The sequence below is a fragment of the Ruegeria sp. CG1 genome (assembly GCF_056537265.1).
Map to the genome: position 1 here is coordinate 749,041 of NZ_JBQFRF010000001.1, position 16,980 is coordinate 766,020.

Annotated in this window: 15 protein-coding genes and 3 tRNA genes; 8 read left to right on the forward strand and 10 right to left on the reverse strand. The window is 55.3% G+C overall.

Features of this window, described 5'->3' with window-relative positions; translation table 11 throughout:
• Window positions 1-21: 21 nt before the first annotated feature.
• Both ACR0AU_RS03805 and ACR0AU_RS03810 read right to left on the reverse strand, forming a co-directional pair.
• Window positions 22-459 (reverse strand): CBS domain-containing protein, encoded by a 438-nt coding sequence (locus ACR0AU_RS03805; protein ID WP_170405529.1) that lies wholly within the window; start codon window positions 457-459, stop codon window positions 22-24.
• A 61-nt stretch (window positions 460-520) separates the two neighbouring features.
• Entirely contained in the window at window positions 521-1,423 is a 903-nt protein-coding gene (locus tag ACR0AU_RS03810) for a LysR family transcriptional regulator (protein ID WP_170405527.1), read from the reverse strand.
• A 104-nt stretch (window positions 1,424-1,527) separates the two neighbouring features.
• Between ACR0AU_RS03810 and ACR0AU_RS03815 the strand changes: the two genes are divergently transcribed.
• Window positions 1,528-3,027 (forward strand): CoA-acylating methylmalonate-semialdehyde dehydrogenase, encoded by a 1,500-nt coding sequence (locus tag ACR0AU_RS03815; RefSeq protein WP_170405524.1) that lies wholly within the window; start codon window positions 1,528-1,530, stop codon window positions 3,025-3,027.
• A gap of 188 nt (window positions 3,028-3,215) precedes the next feature.
• Entirely contained in the window at window positions 3,216-3,815 is a 600-nt protein-coding gene (locus ACR0AU_RS03820) for a L,D-transpeptidase (protein ID WP_480795283.1), read from the forward strand.
• Window positions 3,816-3,893: 78 nt separating this feature from the next.
• On the opposite strand, the gene ACR0AU_RS03825 is transcribed toward ACR0AU_RS03820, so the two are convergent.
• Both ACR0AU_RS03825 and ACR0AU_RS03830 read right to left on the reverse strand, forming a co-directional pair.
• Window positions 3,894-4,370 (reverse strand): fasciclin domain-containing protein, encoded by a 477-nt coding sequence (locus ACR0AU_RS03825; RefSeq protein WP_170732089.1) that lies wholly within the window; start codon window positions 4,368-4,370, stop codon window positions 3,894-3,896.
• Window positions 4,371-4,441: 71 nt separating this feature from the next.
• Window positions 4,442-5,293, reverse strand: coding sequence for a class I SAM-dependent methyltransferase (locus tag ACR0AU_RS03830; protein ID WP_170610464.1), 852 nt, complete (start codon window positions 5,291-5,293; stop codon window positions 4,442-4,444).
• A gap of 135 nt (window positions 5,294-5,428) precedes the next feature.
• Between ACR0AU_RS03830 and ACR0AU_RS03835 the strand changes: the two genes are divergently transcribed.
• Window positions 5,429-6,544, forward strand: coding sequence for a carboxylate-amine ligase (locus ACR0AU_RS03835; RefSeq protein ID WP_170510546.1), 1,116 nt, complete (start codon window positions 5,429-5,431; stop codon window positions 6,542-6,544).
• 2 nt (window positions 6,545-6,546) lie between these two features.
• Here the strand turns inward: ACR0AU_RS03835 and ACR0AU_RS03840 are convergent, their stop codons facing one another.
• Window positions 6,547-7,407, reverse strand: coding sequence for a hypothetical protein (locus ACR0AU_RS03840; protein WP_170393198.1), 861 nt, complete (start codon window positions 7,405-7,407; stop codon window positions 6,547-6,549).
• Window positions 7,408-7,566: 159 nt separating this feature from the next.
• On the opposite strand from ACR0AU_RS03840, the gene ACR0AU_RS03845 reads away from it, so the two are divergent.
• Genes ACR0AU_RS03845 through mmsB form a run of 3 tightly spaced genes read left to right on the forward strand, consistent with a single transcriptional unit; the run spans window position 7,567 to window position 10,634 of the window.
• A complete protein-coding gene (locus ACR0AU_RS03845) occupies window positions 7,567-8,709 on the forward strand; it encodes an acyl-CoA dehydrogenase family protein (protein WP_480795284.1) in 1,143 nt (380 codons plus the stop codon).
• Window positions 8,710-8,717: 8 nt separating this feature from the next.
• Window positions 8,718-9,758 (forward strand): enoyl-CoA hydratase/isomerase family protein, encoded by a 1,041-nt coding sequence (locus ACR0AU_RS03850; protein WP_480590520.1) that lies wholly within the window; start codon window positions 8,718-8,720, stop codon window positions 9,756-9,758.
• 3 nt (window positions 9,759-9,761) lie between these two features.
• A complete protein-coding gene (gene mmsB / locus ACR0AU_RS03855) occupies window positions 9,762-10,634 on the forward strand; it encodes a 3-hydroxyisobutyrate dehydrogenase (protein ID WP_480795285.1) in 873 nt (290 codons plus the stop codon).
• A 74-nt stretch (window positions 10,635-10,708) separates the two neighbouring features.
• Here the strand turns inward: mmsB and uvrA are convergent, their stop codons facing one another.
• The 4 genes from uvrA to ACR0AU_RS03875 form a co-directional block, all read right to left on the reverse strand.
• On the reverse strand, window positions 10,709-13,567 hold the full coding sequence (uvrA, locus tag ACR0AU_RS03860) for an excinuclease ABC subunit UvrA (protein ID WP_480795286.1): 2,859 nt from the start codon (window positions 13,565-13,567) through the stop codon (window positions 10,709-10,711).
• Window positions 13,568-13,672: 105 nt separating this feature from the next.
• On the reverse strand, window positions 13,673-14,215 hold the full coding sequence (locus ACR0AU_RS03865; RefSeq protein ID WP_480795287.1) for a methyltransferase domain-containing protein: 543 nt from the start codon (window positions 14,213-14,215) through the stop codon (window positions 13,673-13,675).
• A gap of 127 nt (window positions 14,216-14,342) precedes the next feature.
• A tRNA-Asp gene (locus ACR0AU_RS03870) sits at window positions 14,343-14,419 on the reverse strand.
• 52 nt (window positions 14,420-14,471) lie between these two features.
• Window positions 14,472-14,548, reverse strand: a tRNA-Asp gene (locus ACR0AU_RS03875).
• A 213-nt stretch (window positions 14,549-14,761) separates the two neighbouring features.
• On the opposite strand from ACR0AU_RS03875, the gene ACR0AU_RS03880 reads away from it, so the two are divergent.
• Window positions 14,762-14,836 (forward strand) — tRNA-Val (locus tag ACR0AU_RS03880).
• A gap of 75 nt (window positions 14,837-14,911) precedes the next feature.
• On the opposite strand, the gene ACR0AU_RS03885 is transcribed toward ACR0AU_RS03880, so the two are convergent.
• Window positions 14,912-15,139: a hypothetical protein gene (locus ACR0AU_RS03885; RefSeq protein ID WP_170393204.1), complete on the reverse strand. Its 228-nt coding sequence runs from the start codon at window positions 15,137-15,139 to the stop codon at window positions 14,912-14,914.
• Between the two features lie 248 nt (window positions 15,140-15,387).
• On the opposite strand from ACR0AU_RS03885, the gene ACR0AU_RS03890 reads away from it, so the two are divergent.
• Complete coding sequence (locus tag ACR0AU_RS03890; RefSeq protein ID WP_480795288.1) at window positions 15,388-16,974, forward strand: APC family permease; 1,587 nt, start codon at window positions 15,388-15,390, stop codon at window positions 16,972-16,974.
• The last annotated feature ends 6 nt before the right edge of the window (window positions 16,975-16,980 follow it).

Here is a 16,980-nt window from a genome sequence, read left to right on the forward strand (position 1 = left end):
AGGCTGAAACAGCCCCCGCGTTCAGTGCCCCATGATCATGCCCTCAAGCGCGTCTTTTTCCATAGCAAGTTCAGCCAGTTGCGCCTTGACCGCATCACCCAGCGTAACGATGCCGACCAGTTTGCCATCTTCCAATACAGGCATGTGGCGAAATCGACCTTCGGTCATCTGGGACAGGATAGACTCAACAGTATCCTGCTGGCTGGCGGTCACAAGTTGCTTGGTCATATAGTTGCTAACGGGTTTATCCAAGCATCCGCTGCCGCTGGCAGCCAACTCGCGAACAATGTCTCGTTCGGATAAAATGCCCGCTGCCGTCTGCCCCCCATCCTCGGAAATGACCACAGTACCAATCCGCTTTTCCGCAAGAATCTCGGCAGCCTGAGAAACGGATGCCGTTGGCTCGACCGTCTCCACACCGCCGCTGGCCTTGGATTTGAGAATGGCCTGTACAAGCATAAGCGAAAACCTCCGGAATTACGTACTGTTTTCCAAAGCGTTGCCGGAATGTGTGAATGTGTCAAGGTGAAGCTTCGCGCTCAAGCCGCGCTACTTCGTCCCGTATTCCGCGCGTCAACGCCTCGGCAAAGCGGTTCAACCGCTCATTGCGCTGATCGCCCTGATGGCGGACCAGATAGAACCCCCGGGTCAGACTGACCTGATCCGTCAGGATTTTCTGCAATCCCCGATGGAACGGCAATGTGAAATCATGTGCCACGCAGACCCCTGTTCCCAGCGAAACTTGTCGCAGCTGAACGGAAACAGAGTTTGATGCAAGCGCGACACGTTCAACACCAATGTCGTTGAGATAGTCCAGCTCGCGGTCGAAAATCATGTCCGGAATATAGCCTATCATCCGATGCCCTTTTAGATCCTCGATGGATCGAATTTCGGCGTGACGACTCAGGTATTCCTTCGTTGCGACCATATGCAGCCGATAGTCGGATATCTTCTGCACCAGCAGTTTCCCTGCGGTGGGCGCACTGACTGTTACCGCCATGTCGGCCTCTCGCCGGGATAGGTTGATGATGCGCGGCAACGCCAGGATCTGAATGTCGAGATCAGGATTGGCATCGCTGATCTTGGCGCAGACCTGTGGCAACAGGTAATTGGCACTACCATCCGGGGCACCAATTCGGATCTGACCGCTTAGCGATTTGGCAGAGCCTGACATGACACCAGTCGCTGCACGCATAGCTTCTTCCGCCTGCAGCCCATGCTCCATCAGGCGTTGTCCTGCAGTCGTCAACACATAGCCCTGCTGTGATTTCGTGAACAACACCGCGTCCAATGCCGCTTCGAGCCGCGCGATTCTGCGCCCGACTGTCGCCGGGTCTATCTTGAGAACCCGCCCCGCACCCGAAAGGCTTTCATCGCGCGCGACCGCCAGAAATACCCGCAAATCATCCCAATTCGGCGTCATGCTCTACCCTTTGCATTTTTGCAAAACTGATTTGAAATATTGCCTCTGTTCAGGTGATTTTCGCAAGTCTATTCTTCGCGCAACTTAATCCGGAGGAGTTTGCAATGCAGAACCTGACCCATTTCATCAACGGCGAAAATGTCGCTGGCACATCTGGCCGCTTTGACAATGTATTCAACCCAGCAACGGGTGAAGTGCAGTACCAATGCCCGATGGCGAGCGTTGCCGAAACCACCGCAGCGATCGAAGACGCTGCAGCAGCTCAGGTCGCTTGGGGCGCAACCAACCCACAGAAGCGCGCGCGCGTAATGATGGCGATGGTTGGCTTGATGAACCGCGACATGGACAAGCTGGCCGAGGCGCTCAGTCGTGAACATGGCAAGACCATTCCCGATGCGAAGGGTGACTTGCAGCGCGGTCTGGAAGTGATCGAATACTGCATCGGCGCGCCTCAGATGCTGAAAGGTGAATTCACAGACAGCGCGGGCCCGGGCATTGATATGTACTCAATGCGTCAGCCGCTGGGCGTGGTCGCTTCGATCATGCCATTCAACTTCCCCGCAATGATGCCGCTTTGGCACGTTGGCCCGGCACTGGCCTGCGGCAACGCAGTTGTTCTAAAGCCGTCCGAGCGCGACCCCTCTGTTCCATTGATGCTGGCAGAGCTGTTTGTCGAAGCTGGTCTGCCCAAGGGCGTGTTCCAAGTCGTAAACGGTGACAAAGAGGCCGTGGACACCCTGCTGGACAGCGAAATCATTCAGGGCGTGTCGTTCGTGGGTTCAACCCCGATCGCGCAGTACATCTATGCTCGTGCAACCGCCAACGGCAAACGCGCGCAGTGCTTCGGTGGCGCCAAGAACCACATGATCGTTATGCCTGACGCCGATCTGGATCAGGCTGCTGACGCGCTGGTTGGTGCGGGTTTTGGCGCGGCTGGCGAGCGCTGCATGGCGATCTCGGTTGCCGTTCCTGTGGGTGAAGAAACCGCAGACGCACTGATCGAAAAACTGATCCCGCGCGTAGAAAAGCTGAAAGTCGGCCCCTACACAGCGGGCGACGACGTAGACATGGGTCCGGTTGTTACTGCTGCCGCGAAAGAGCGTATCCTTGGCCTGATCAACTCGGGCGTTGAGCAGGGCGCGAAGCTGGTTGTCGACAACCGCGACTTCAGCCTGCAGGGCTATGAGGACGGCTTCTTTGTCGGCCCGCACCTGTTCGACAACGTCACACCCGAGATGGACATCTACAAGCAAGAGATCTTTGGCCCGGTCCTGTCGACCGTACGCGCGGGTTCTTATGAAGAGGCGTTGAAACTGGCGATGGATCATGAATACGGCAACGGCACTGCGATCTTCACCCGCGACGGTGATACGGCGCGTGACTTTGCCAGCCGTGTGAACATCGGCATGGTCGGCATCAACGTTCCGATCCCGGTTCCGCTGGCCTACCACACTTTTGGCGGCTGGAAGAAATCGATGTTCGGCGACCTGAACCAGCACGGTCCAGACAGCTTCAAGTTCTACACCCGCACCAAAACAGTGACATCGCGCTGGCCGTCGGGCATCAAGGAAGGTGGCGAGTTCAACTTCAAAGCGATGGACTGATCATTCAGCTTACAAATCAGGAAACCCGGCCCTACATGGGTCGGGTTTTTTCGTGCCTGCGCCAGTTGCTGCCTGATCGCGTACCTCACAAGAAATTCAGAGGTCGCCCTCTGGAAAAAGCAGGCATTCACTAATATTTTATCGGTAATTCAACTATCCGAGCAGCTCATAACTCCCTGGAGGCAACCTTGTCCCAAAATCGTTTTACCCGTCGTCACGCCCTTTTGGGCGCTGCATCGCTGATTGCGGCCCCTGCTATCGTGCGTGCTCAAAGCACTGATGCTTTCCCACAGACCGAGGAAGCAATCAGCACGCAGCTTCCAGTACGTCGTAACGTTTCATCGTTCTCGCAGCAGAATTGGCAGGATCACTTTGACGAGTTGGGCGTCGGCGCATTGTTGGCCGATATCACCAGCCGGGCTGTTCATTACTGGGGGCCGGATGGAACCTACAAGCTGTACCCCAGTTCTGTCCCGATGAGCGAAGAGCTGACCAAGCGCGGCTATACCAAAGTCACACGCAAGGCGGAGAACCCAAGCTGGACACCAACCCCATCAATGCGCGAGCGCGATCCCTCGTTGCCAATTCGCATGGAGGGTGGTGAACCTGGAAACCCATTGGGAACTCGCGCTATGTATCTTGGCTGGCCTACCTACCTGGTTCACGGCACCTATGATACCCGCAAGATTGGCCGTCAGAGCTCGTCCGGCTGTATTGGTCTCTATAACCAGCACGTTGAAGAGCTGTATCCGCTGGTAAAGGTCGGTACTCAGGTACGTTTGGTCTAAACGGCGAGTTTCTACACGAAACACAAAAAAGCCCCGTCCATCAGGAACGGGGCTTTTGTTTTCGTGAAGGTGGTAGATTTATTCGGGAATGATCACTTCGTCGACAACGTGAATGACGCCGTTGCTGGCTTCGATGTCGGCCTGCACAACTTTGGCACCATTAACTTTCACGCCATTTTTTGCGTTCACGCTTAGTCGGTCGCCTTGCACGGTCAGAACCTTCGCGCGCTTTCCTGCAATGTCGCCGGACATCACTTTGGCTGGCACGACATGGTAGGTCAGGATCGACACCAACTGGTCCTTGTTTTCCGGCAGAAGTAGGGTTTCAACAGTGCCTTCAGGCAGAGCTGCAAAAGCTTCATCCGTGGGTGCAAAGACGGTGAAGGGCCCATCGCCTTTCAGCGTATCAACCAGGCCCGCGGCCTGAACGGCAGCAACCAGGGTGTTGAATGACCCGGCAGCAACTGCGGTATCTACGATATCAGCGGCCTGTGCCTTGACGGGCAGTGCAAGTGCAAATGCGGCGGCAGTGCCCATGAATGTGCGGCGGAACATGGCTGTTAACTCCTCTCCAGCTTGTTATGGAAAGGGTTACGGGCCTGGGTTCGAACCGGATCACACAGAAATCAATTTTCTTTGAGCTGAACCCAGATGCTCTGCGCACGGCCCTCTTCTAGAAACGGCAGCGCTGCGACGGCGTCGGGGCGATCCTGCTGCAGGTAATATCCGGGCCAAAGCATTGAATAGAAACCGGATTGCAGCAAGGCATGCAACATGTATTGCTCACCCCATCCTGGGCAGTCATAGAAGAACCGTTTGGGATATTCATAAGGCAGAAAAACATCGTGGACATGAATGACAACGCCGGGTTTCAGCGCCGGAATGATCCGACAGAATAGATGGGCGACATCGTTGCTCATCCGAACCACATGGCTTGAATCGATGAACAGAACATCCCCAGCCTCAAGCTGATCGAACAGCGCGGGATCTACTTCTTCCAGTCGCTTCTGCTCAAACTGATCGACGACATGGGCGATATCTGCGCGCGGGTACGGATCAATTGCCGTGATCGTCGTATCCAAACCACCATCTATGATCGCCTGCCGCGTCACGCGGGTAGAGTTCCCGCAGCCGACCTCGATCACGCGCTTGGGCTGAAAGCGGCGGATCATCAAGTAAAGCGCATCCGCATCCGGGCTATCGTAATATCCGTTTCCGGTGTAATAACCGGTTTGGTTTCGCGCCGGGTCCTTCAAAGCTGCAAGCGCATCGGCATGGCGCGTATACTCTTCGACAAGTTGCGCGATATCGAATCCGTCCATTCCCGGCGACAGGGCATAAGCGGGCCTGGTCAATCCCCCTGCCCGTTCGAACGCTTCCAGCCGCGCCCGTTCATCCTGTTCCGTAACCTTGTCGATCAGCTTGACGCCCAACTCATCTAGGGCTGCATTGATCTGCGGAAATTTTCTGGGTTTCACGAGGACGGCTCCACATTGCGTTGCGCCCGTTCTTTACCTGTGCACGCAGGACTTCCGCAAGAACCGACAGGCCAAACCCTTGGCAAAACGCTAATTTCCGTATTCACTGATGTGAATTGACCAACGAGGGCCGCCATGCAGCAGGAATTCACGATCGGCATTGAAGAGGAATACCTGCTGGTCGATCAAGACAGTCTGCAGCTCGCCGAGGCGCCCGCAGCATTGATGGAAGCTTGTCAGGCAGATTTCGAAGGCCAGGTCAGCCCGGAATTTCTGCAGTGCCAGATCGAAGTCGGGACCCGCCCACATGCTACGATCAGATCGGCGCGCGAAGATCTAAAGCGCCTGCGTTCTTGTGTTTCAAAACGTGCAGCCGAGTATAACTTGGCTCCGATCGCTGTCTCTTGCCACCCGTTTGCGAACTGGAAAGATCAACACCATACACGGAAAGAACGCTATGACGCCCTGCAGCATGCTTTGGGCGGCGTGGCGCGGCGGATGCTGATCTGCGGAATGCATGTGCATGTGGGCGTCGAAGATCAAGCCTTGCGCGCCGACCTGGTACCCCAGCTTTCTTACTTTCTGCCCCATCTGCTGGCGTTGTCGACCTCGTCTCCTTATTGGAACGGCGAAGACACCGGGCTTTCCTCCTATAGGCTCACCGTGTTCGACAATCTGCCCCGGACCGGTCTGCCCCCGGTGTTCGGCAGTTGGGGCGAATACGAACGCACCACCGGCGTGCTGGTCGAACTCGGCGTTATCGAGGATACCTCGAAGATCTGGTGGGACCTACGTCCATCTCACCGGTTCCCCACCCTAGAAACTCGCATCATGGACGTACAGCCAAGGCTTGAACATACGCTTTCGCTTGCAGCGCTAGTGCAGGCGCTGACCCGGATGCTGTGCCGCCTGAAAGACCGCAATCTTCGTTGGCGGCAATATGATAAGTTTCTGATCGGCGAAAACCGTTGGCGCGCGCAGCGCTACGGTGTGGGCGAAGGTCTGATCGATTTCGGTGATCGCTCAATCAAGCCGATGGCTGAACTGATCGGAGAGCTGATGGGCATGTTGGCCGAAGACACCGAGGCATTGGGCACCATGACCGAACTCGCCCGCCTTCGGCAGATCGCAGAAAATGGCACCTCCGCCACCCGCCAACGCCGTGTTTACGCTGAAGCTTTGGCGCGCGGGGATGATCCGGGCATGGCGGTGGTCAAGCACCTGATCGAGGAATTTCACGCCGACCTTTAAAGTCAAACCGCCGCCAAAATCTCTTTGATCCGGTCCGCTACGGGTTCATACAAATCGCGATCCGTCCAGTATCCGTTATGCGAAAGCGGGTTCCACGACGTAAAGATTTTGCCCGCATTGATCGGCTTATCCTTCAAGGCCCCACTTTGAGCGAGCTGTTCATAGCTTGGCGCGCTTTTGCCCAAAGGAAAACCCAAAACATCATGCTTGTCATAGTAGTTTCGCCACCAGGTCGAAAACTGCAACGCAGGCGGCAGCGCGCGGTTCGGGGCCATGATCGGAAAAATCTCATTCTCGGGATATGCGAACAGAAAAATCGGAATATTGCACCCAAACGTCACGAGGCCAGCAACGGTTTTCATGTTTTCAACATCTGTCGGATGAACCGGTGAACCACCCTGGCGCAGATGTCTTTGCATGTCATAAATATAGTTCGACATTATGTGCCCACCCAGCGAATGCGCCAGGATCAGTACAGGCCCCTGTGGTCCGACCTGGTATTTGACGACCCCCATCACATTCTCGATTTTCTTGTGGATCGCCTCATAGATCTTATCGCCATCATCCGGGGTTGGTCGGTAAGAAGCCGCATCCGACAGATTGCACACTACAAACTCGCGCAGCTTGTCGTATCCAAGGCTGCGGTTGACCTTGCGCAGATATGCCTTTTGCCGCCCTTGCAGGATCTGTGCCCAGACCACCTCGTGCCAGATTACATCATCCATATCCGCGCCGACCCGGTTCGAAACGCGTCGTTTCAGCCCTTTGGAAAACGTTGGGGTCGTTGATGGGGGCTGGTTCTGAGGATTGTACTGGCTGCCCATGCCGTGAATCGCGATAACAGCAAGCTTGTGTGACGACATAAGAATACTCCGTAATGATCAAGAAAGCAGAATTCCCGCAGTATACCTCACCGTCCAGAAATCCCCTAAATCGCCGTGTTTGCCGTTATTGAAAAATTTCTGTAAGGATTGAAGAATAAAACGCTCGTTCAATTCTATAGCCATCAGGAAGCACACGTCATGGATTTCGCGCTGACCGAAGAACAAACGGCCATTTTCGACATGGCCTACGCCTTTGGCCAAGACCACATCGCCCCCTTCGCGCGTCAGTGGGAAGCAGACGGAACCATCCCCAAAGAGCTTTGGCCCAAAATCGGCGAACTAGGATTTGGTGGACTTTATGTCTCGGAAGAGGCTGGTGGTTCTGGCCTGACGCGATTGGATGCGACACTGGTGTTCGAAGCGCTATCGATGGCCTGTCCCTCGGTCGCGGCGTTCCTGTCGATTCACAACATGTGCGCCAAAATGCTGGACAGCTTTGGCAGTGACGATCTGAAGTCCCGCATTATGCCAAGTATCCTCAGCCTCGAAACCGTCCTCAGCTACTGCCTGACGGAACCCGGATCGGGATCGGACGCTGCGGCGCTGAAAACGCGCGCTGAACGGACCAATGAAGGCTTCACGCTCAACGGCACGAAAGCGTTCATTTCCGGCGGCGGCTATTCGGATGCCTATGTCTGCATGGTGCGCACGGGTGAAGACGGCCCTAAAGGAATCTCTACCGTCTATGTCGAAGACGGCACGCCGGGCCTGAGTTTCGGTGGTCTGGAACAAAAAATGGGTTGGAAAAGCCAGCCAACCGCGCAAGTTCAGTTTGACGATTGCAAAATTCCATCCGGCAATCTGGTCGGGGCTGAAGGCGACGGTTTCAAATACGCGATGAAGGGGCTGGACGGTGGCCGCCTGAACATCGCCTCCTGCTCGCTGGGGGCAGCTCAGAACGGTCTGGACATGACGTTGCAGTATATGTCCGAGCGCAAGGCCTTTGGACAATCGATCGATCAGTTTCAAGCGCTGCAGTTCCGACTGGCAGATATGGAGATTGAGCTACAGGCGGCGCGCACATTCTTGCGTCAGGCAGCGTGGAAACTTGATCAAGGCGCACCGGACGCCACAAAATTCTGCGCGATGGCCAAGAAGTTCGTAACCGAAACCGGATCGAAAGTCGTGGATCAGTGTCTGCAATTGCACGGTGGATATGGCTATCTGGCTGATTATGGCATCGAGAAACTGGTGCGGGATCTGCGCGTGCACCAAATTCTGGAAGGCACGAACGAGATCATGCGCGTGATCGTTGCGCGCCAGATGCTCTCCAATCGCTGAGGTCTTTGATGTCCGATATTGACATTCGCACCGCAGGCCGTGCCGGGCGCATCACGCTGACACGACCACACGCCCTGAACGCCCTTAGCTATGAGATGTGCATGGCCATCGATACCGCTCTGCGCAACTGGCGTGAGGATGATCAAGTCGATCTGATCATTCTCGATGCCGAAGGCGACAAAGCCTTTTGCGCTGGCGGAGATATTGCCGAGCTATATGCGACCGGCACCAAGGCGGACTATGCTTATGGCCAAACGTTTTGGCGCGACGAATACCGCCTGAATGCCTTGATTTTTGAGTACTCAAAACCAGTGATCAGCTTCCTGCAAGGTTTCACCATGGGTGGCGGGGTTGGCATCGGGTGCCATGGCAGCCATCGAGTGGTTGGAGAAAGCTCAAAGATCGCGATGCCGGAATGCTCAATCGGGCTGGTTCCTGATGTGGGCGGATCGCTGATGTTGGCGCTGGCGCCGGGGCGATTGGGCGAGTATCTGGGTACCACCGGCCACCGCATGGGGCCCGGAGATGCGATCTATGCCGGGTTTGCCGACCATTTCATTCCCCAAGAGCATTGGGCGGGGCTGATAGACCAGTTGGAAGCCTCTGGACGGGCGGAACTGGTGGATGAGCATGCAGTGCCCACACCGGATAGCCCCTTGGCTGAAATGCAGGGCGAGATCGACAGGCTATTCAGCGGAGAAAGCCTTGGCGATATCCTGAACAGCTTGCGCAGCGATGACACAGAATTTTCGACGAAAATTCTCGGCACACTGCAGCGAAACTCTCCTATCTCCATGGCTTGTGCTGTCGAGATGTTGCATCGGCTGCGCGGAACCAACCTGACATTGCAAAAAGCGCTGGATCTGGAGTACCGGTTTACCTATCGCGCGATGGAGCATGGCGATTTTCTGGAAGGCATTCGCGCCCAGATCATCGACAAGGATCGCAACCCGAAATGGCAGTTTGCTGATTTGGATGTGCCTGCAGTCGCGGTGTCCAAAATGCTGCAACCGCTCGGTGCGGATGCACTAAGCTTTTCAGAGGAGTAAGGGATGAAAATCGCATTCATAGGGCTTGGCAATATGGGCGGCCCGATGGCTGCCAATCTGGCGCGCGCGGGTCATGACGTGATCGGATTTGATCAAGTTGATGTCGCCGTTGAAGGCGTGGCCATGGCGTCTTCCGGCGCTGCCGCAGCTGCGGAAGCCGACGTGGTTATCACTATGCTTCCCAACGGGCAAATTCTGCGCGCTGTGGCCGATGAAGTTGTCCCTGAAATGCAAGACGGCGCGGTTCTGATTGACTGCTCTACGGTCGATGTCGACAGCGCCCGCGCGGTGGCGCAGCAAGCTGCTCAGGCTGGTCTGCTATCAGTCGATGCACCTGTATCCGGCGGGATTGGTGGGGCCGCTGCAGGCACTTTGACCTTTATGGCCGGTGGATCTGACGCAGCTTTTGCCAAGGCGGCTCCGTTATTTGAAATCATGGGGCAAAAAGCGGTTCACTGCGGTGAAGCTGGCGCGGGTCAGGCCGCCAAAATCTGCAACAACATGATCCTCGGCGTAACAATGATCGCAACCTGCGAGGCATTTGCGCTTGCTGATAAATTGGGATTGGACCGGCAAAAGATGTTCGATGTCGTCAGCACGTCCTCAGGGTACAGCTGGACAATGAACGCCTATTGCCCTGCCCCCGGCGTTGGACCCGAAAGCCCATCCGACAATGACTATACCCCTGGTTTCGCCGCCGAGCTGATGTTGAAAGATCTACGCCTCAGCCAACAGGCCGCCGAAAGTGCGAATGCCGATACGCCCATGGGACAGGTTGCGACAAAGCTCTATGAATCGTTTGTCGAACACGAAGATGGCTTGGGGCGCGATTTCAGCGCCATGCTGCCACGTTTTGAGAAGCGGTCCAGAGACTGAACAACCTCAGAACGCAGCGCTCTACGAAGCAACAGAGAAGAAAATTCGCAGCATTTTCTTCTCTCGCTCTGTTCCTATTCGGCAGCTACGGCTTGCCCATCCAGCATTGGCTTCAGATAACGCCCAGTGTGGCTACGCTCACATTCAGCGACGTCTTCGGGCGTACCCTCAGCCACAATCTGACCTCCGCCATCGCCACCTTCCGGGCCAATGTCGATTATCCAGTCGGCGGTTTTTACGACATCGAGATTATGTTCGATGACAACAACAGTATTTCCTTGGTCGACCAGTTCGTGCAGGACTTCCAACAGTTTACGCACGTCCTCGAAATGCAGACCCGTTGTGGGTTCGTCCAGAATATACAGCGTTCGACCCGTTGATCGCTTGCTCAGTTCTTTAGAGAGCTTTACACGCTGCGCCTCACCACCGGAGAGCGTGGTCGCCTGTTGACCAACTTTGATGTAGCCGAGCCCAACGCGAGCCAAGGCATCCATCTTGTCACGGATCGATGGCACCGCTTTAAAAAACTCCTGCGCATCTTCCACTGTCATATCAAGTACATCCGCGATGGACTTACCCTTGAATTTGATCTCAAGCGTCTCACGGTTGTATCGCGCGCCTTTGCAGGTTTCGCAGGTGACATAAACATCAGGCAGAAAGTGCATCTCGATCTTGATGACGCCATCACCCTGACACGCTTCGCACCGGCCGCCTTTGACGTTAAAGCTGAACCGCCCGGGCTTGTATCCACGCGCTTTGGCTTCTGGCAACCCGGCAAACCAGTCTCGGATCGGGGTGAAAGCCCCGGTGTAAGTCGCTGGATTTGAACGTGGAGTCCGGCCAATGGGTCGCTGATCTATGTCGATCACCTTGTCCAGATGCTCTAGCCCTTTGATCGTTTCACAGGGCGCCGGTGTCTGGCGAGCGCCGTTCAACCGCATCGAGGCGGTTTTGAACAAAGTCTCAATCGTCAGCGTCGATTTTCCACCGCCAGACACACCGGTCACACAAACAAATTTTCCCAGCGGAAATTCGGCCGTAACGTTCTTGAGGTTGTTTCCCGTCGCCTTAACAACGGCTACTTTTTGCTTCTTACCCTTTCGCCGCTCAACCGGCACCGGGATCTCGCGCGTGCCCGAAAGATATTGACCGGTGATCGAGGCCGCATCGCCGGCGATATGCTCGGGCGTACCGTGGCTGACCACCTGTCCCCCATGCACTCCTGCACCGGGACCGATATCAAACACATAATCCGCCTCGCGAATGGCCTCTTCGTCATGTTCAACGACGATGACCGTGTTGCCCTGGTCACGCAAATTCTTAAGCGTTCCCAGCAGACGATCATTGTCGCGTTGGTGCAGACCAATCGATGGCTCGTCGAGTACATACAATACCCCGGTCAGGCCCGAGCCGATCTGGCTCGCCAGACGGATACGCTGACTTTCACCTCCGGACAGGGTACCACTTGAACGAGACATCGTAAGATACTCTAATCCAACATTATTCAAAAAACCCAACCGCTCGCGAATTTCCTTGAGAATTGCGCGCGCGATCTCGTTCTTTTGTACGCTCAGATGATTTGGGGCATCCTCGACCCAGGCCAACGCCTCGCGGATCGACATTTCGACGACCTGTCCAACGTGCAAACCCGCAATTTTGACGGCCAGCGCCTCAGCACGCAGACGGTAGCCTTTGCATGTGCCGCAGGGTCGGTTGTTTTGATAGCGCTCGAATTCTTCGCGAATCCAGGCGCTGTCAGTCTCGCGATAGCGGCGCTCCATGTTGGGGATGACGCCTTCAAAGCTTCGGGTAACCTGATAGACGCGGCCACCTTCATCATAACGGAACTGGATCTCTTCATCACCAGACCCGCGCAGAAACACCTGCTGGACTTTCTTGGGCAAGTCCTTCCAGGGAGTGTTCTTGTCAAACTCGTAATGTCGCGCGATAGCTTCGATCGTTTGCAGAAAATATGGTGATTTACCCTTTCGCCAGGGCGCAAGTGCCCCGTCATAGAGTTTCAATGTCTGGTCCGGCACGACCAGACGTTCATCAAAGAACAGTTCGACCCCAAGCCCGTCGCAATCGGGGCAAGCCCCAAAGGGCGCGTTGAATGAGAACAGGCGCGGCTCGATCTCGGGGATGGTGAACCCACTGACCGGGCAAGCAAAATTCTCACTGAATGTGATCCGTACCGGGTCGCCCTCCTTCGGTGCGGTTTCGAGGATTGCGATCCCGTCCGCCAGATCCAGTGCGGTCCTTAGGCTGTCGGCCAGGCGTGTTTCCATGCCTTCTCGTACCACCAGACGATCGACAACGACGTCGATATCGTGGCGGAACTTCTTGTCCAGTGTCGGCGGCTCATCCAATTCATAGAACTCACCATCTACCTTGACGCGCTGAAAACCCTGCTTGCGCAGCTCAAGGAATTCTTTCCGATATTCACCCTTCCGATCACGAACGATGGGGGCCAGCAGATAGCCGCGCGTGCCCTCCTCCATCGTCATGATCCGGTCGACCATGTCCTGCACCTGCTGTGCCTCAATCGGCAATCCTGTGGCCGGGCTGTAAGGCGTACCAGCACGGGCAAACAGCAAGCGCAGATAGTCGTAGATCTCGGTTACGGTGCCCACGGTCGAACGCGGGTTTTTTGAGGTCGTCTTCTGCTCGATCGAAATCGCGGGGCTTAGTCCGCTAATGTGATCCACATCGGGCTTCTCCATCATATCGAGGAACTGGCGCGCATAGGCCGACAGGCTTTCGACATAGCGGCGCTGCCCTTCGGCATAGATCGTATCAAATGCCAAAGAAGACTTACCCGAGCCCGACAGGCCAGTGATCACCACTAGCTGATCCCGTGGGATGTCGACATCAATGCTCTTGAGGTTATGCTCGCGCGCACCGCGCACCTCGATATTCTTCAGCTCAGCCATTCAGGCCCCCAACAACCAACGTCACTCAGAGATAGGCGAGAGCGGCTGAGTCTCCAACCAAAAAATTAGAACAAAGTAAGAACAGGCGATTTTTCGACACTCGGCTTAAGCACTGGATTTCTTAGCCAGAGCCCATGCGCAGATTGGAAAATCGGGATCGTTCTCCAAATTGTCTGTCTCAGGGTCATAAACAGGAGGCCATTCAAGTTCGAGATTGCGCAAAGCGGCGTGCCGATTGCCCCACTGTTCGGCCCGGATGAGATCCGGGTCGAACCCACACTCCGTGAGCAGGTTTTTCAATCCGCGCGCAGACCAGCGCGAACAGTCATGCGGAGCGGCGTGAAACGGAATGAAAAACGGGACGGCAAGCCAGAAAAACCCTCCGGGCCTTAACATCTCTAGCACGTTCAGTGTGGCTTCAACCGGGCGATCCAAGTGCTCCCACACCTGATTGGCCAAAACCAGATCGACCTTTCGCACCTGCTGCTGTTTGTCCAGAACGGGTCCGGTGCAGATATCATGTTGCTTGTGCCAAATCTGTTCATAGCTGCAAAATCCAAATTGCTTACCCCACGAACCAGAAATCTCAATGACATCAAGTGTTTCCGGCTTCAGGCCGCGGACCCACTGCCGGCTACGCCGTGCCATGATGACTCGATTTAGACTGGTCACTGCTTGCCCCTGATGTTTTGCAGGCAATAAACCATAAGATCAGTAAGATGTCGGCACAAAAAAACGCCCACAAGGGCGTATGACTTTCTAAATCGAAGGAAAATGGCGCGGTTGACGGGGCTCGAACCCGCGACCCCCGGCGTGACAGGCCGGTACTCTAACCAACTGAGCTACAACCGCGCATTTAGGGTCTATGTGCGATCCGTTTGCCCGGATCAAAGGCTGGCAGCGATGGCGCGGTTGACGGGGCTCGAACCCGCGACCCCCGGCGTGACAGGCCGGTACTCTAACCAACTGAGCTACAACCGCCCACTGCCCGTTCATCTCTGAACGTTGGGGTGTATTATGGCTACACCCCGGCATCGTCAAGCGGCGTTTTCAAGTTTTTTGCTCGAACCTGATTTTTTCCGATCTATACGACTTGGCGGGCAATGTGTGAAAACCGGATTTCGTCTGACGCGCTGCAATTTGAACGCTTTGAACTTGCGGCGAAACACAAGCCGCTGTATCAAACGCCGCTATGGGTGATTAGCTCAGTGGTAGAGCGCTTCGTTCACATCGAAGATGTCAGGAGTTCAAATCTCTTATCACCCACCATATTATTCAAATGCTTATGCGGCATAGTTGAAGCGTTTTGGAGCCATTTGGTTCAACGCTGCGAGCACAATGCTGTCATCCTCCGACATACACGCCGGATTTAGGACGATAAAAAACCTTTTGGTCATGCAGACGCCCCAGAAGGTCGTGTGCCTTGCGCACAAAGTCTTCACGGGTTTCCCTTTCTTCTACCCTCTCGTCAACAGGGCCATTCGATCTGGAAGCTATGGCATGACGCATGGCCTCTTCGATTATATCCATATCTTCGACCGAAAGCTCGAACATATCATTGTACAGAGGCATCCTGGGTTCTCCTACCTTGGCACAGACGATCAGCGTGCCTCATGTTCCGAGTCGATTCCACTTCAAATACCTATTGCCGGCGATCGCGTTTCGAAGAACACTCCCAGCAGGATTTAGAAGATGAATCGGTCAGACCTCGTTTTCGCGATTTTTCTGCATGATATGTGGTGCTTGCCATGTTTCCCGTGGCCTGCTTATCCTGATGTCATAGCCACCAATAAGGCACCCCTCTTTGGGCGAGAAATAACATGGCGAAACTGAAGCGGGAAATTGGCCTGGTCGGCCTGACCTTCATTTCGGTTGGAGGAATCATTGGGTCAGGCTGGCTTTTCGGCCCCCTGCTCGCCGTGCAACACGCAGGCCCCGCCGCGGTTCTTTCTTGGATTATTGGCGCCGTTGCGATGTTCATACTGGCAATAACCTTCGCCGAGATTTCAGCGATGTTACCTATCCCAGGCGGAATCGCACGCGTCCCTCAGTTCTCACACGGCAACATCGTGTCGATGGCGATGGGATGGACGGCCTGGATTGGCTACAACACCACCGCTCCGATCGAAGTTGAAGCCATGCTTAAATACCTCGCACCCTACGCGTCATGGCTCCACGCCGCAGATACCGGCGAACTGACCGGCGCTGGTGTTTCGGTCGCCTTGCTGTTCATGTTGCTGTTCGTCGCTGTGAACGCACTAGGCGTGAAATTTTTTGCACAGGTAAATGCAACGCTGACCTGGGCCAAGATTGCCATTCCGATAGTTTTGTCCGTGTTGTTGATCGCGACCCGCTTTGACGTGCAGAATTTCTCCGCACCTGACGGATTCGCCCCCTACGGCCTGAAAGGCATCATGGCCGCAGTATCAACCGGTGGAGTGATCTTTTCCTTTATAGGTTTCCGACATGTTGTTGATATGGCGGGAGAAGTTCGAAACCCAAAATTCGACATCCCGGCTGCTCTGGTTCTGTCCATTGTATTATGTGCCCTGATCTACCTTGGATTACAGGTGGCCTTTATCGGCGCGCTTGATCCCACAATGATCCGCGATGGCTGGGCGAGTCTCAGCTTCGGTGGGCAAGGTCCGTTGGATGGCGTCATCATGTCCGTCGGGATATTGTGGTTCCTCAGCTTGCTGAACGTCGGGTCGGTCATCGGCCCGTTTGGCAATGGGTTGGTTGCAACTGGATCGAACGCCCGTATCGCTCTGGCCCTGTCGCAAAACGGGTTCCTGCCGAAACGTTTGCAGATCTTGTCATCGTTCGGAGTACCGCTTTGGGCCTTGGCTCTCAACTTTCTGATTGGCACTCTGTTTTTACTGACGGTCCCGTTCGCAACCGTAATCGCCCTGAACGGGGCCGCCATTGTGCTTTCATTCGCGGTCGGCCCAATCGCCGTGGTGTGCTTACGCGATCTGATGCCTGACCGCCCGCGCTCAATCCGTATTCCCGCCGTCAAACTTGTCGGGCTCACGGCCTTCGCGATCTCAACCCTGATCGTCTACTGGAGCGGATGGGACACGGTCTGGAGGCTGGGAATTGCACTGCTCATCGGCATGGCGCTGCTGCTGATCCGCTTTCACAATCGGCTCGATGAAATGGACGCGACCGAGGCGCTTTGGCTGATGCCCTATTTCTGTGGTTTGGGGCTGATCTCTTACATGGGTCAGTTTGGAGAAGGCGCGCAAAAGCAGATCCCGTTTGGTTGGGATATTATGCTGTGTGCGGCATTTTCGGCGGTGATTTTTGCGCTCGCCGTGCGCTCGGCGCTGTCAGACAAAAAATTCCAGGCTTACATCGAAAACGAAGAGGTGCTGGACCCGGCCAAACCTGTCATTGGGCTTTGAACAAAA

Coding starts and splice junctions, on each gene's coding strand:
- ACR0AU_RS03805 (WP_170405529.1), bottom strand. CDS start 459: ATGCTTGTACAGGCCATTCTCAAATCCAAGGCCAGCGGCGGTGTGGAG.
- ACR0AU_RS03810 (WP_170405527.1), bottom strand. CDS start 1,423: ATGACGCCGAATTGGGATGATTTGCGGGTATTTCTGGCGGTCGCGCGC.
- ACR0AU_RS03815 (WP_170405524.1), top strand. CDS start 1,528: ATGCAGAACCTGACCCATTTCATCAACGGCGAAAATGTCGCTGGCACA.
- ACR0AU_RS03825 (WP_170732089.1), bottom strand. CDS start 4,370: ATGTTCCGCCGCACATTCATGGGCACTGCCGCCGCATTTGCACTTGCA.
- ACR0AU_RS03835 (WP_170510546.1), top strand. CDS start 5,429: ATGCAGCAGGAATTCACGATCGGCATTGAAGAGGAATACCTGCTGGTC.
- ACR0AU_RS03840 (WP_170393198.1), bottom strand. CDS start 7,407: ATGTCGTCACACAAGCTTGCTGTTATCGCGATTCACGGCATGGGCAGC.
- ACR0AU_RS03845 (WP_480795284.1), top strand. CDS start 7,567: ATGGATTTCGCGCTGACCGAAGAACAAACGGCCATTTTCGACATGGCC.
- ACR0AU_RS03850 (WP_480590520.1), top strand. CDS start 8,718: ATGTCCGATATTGACATTCGCACCGCAGGCCGTGCCGGGCGCATCACG.
- mmsB (WP_480795285.1), top strand. CDS start 9,762: ATGAAAATCGCATTCATAGGGCTTGGCAATATGGGCGGCCCGATGGCT.
- uvrA (WP_480795286.1), bottom strand. CDS start 13,567: ATGGCTGAGCTGAAGAATATCGAGGTGCGCGGTGCGCGCGAGCATAAC.
- ACR0AU_RS03865 (WP_480795287.1), bottom strand. CDS start 14,215: ATGGCACGGCGTAGCCGGCAGTGGGTCCGCGGCCTGAAGCCGGAAACA.
- ACR0AU_RS03885 (WP_170393204.1), bottom strand. CDS start 15,139: ATGCCTCTGTACAATGATATGTTCGAGCTTTCGGTCGAAGATATGGAT.
- ACR0AU_RS03890 (WP_480795288.1), top strand. CDS start 15,388: ATGGCGAAACTGAAGCGGGAAATTGGCCTGGTCGGCCTGACCTTCATT.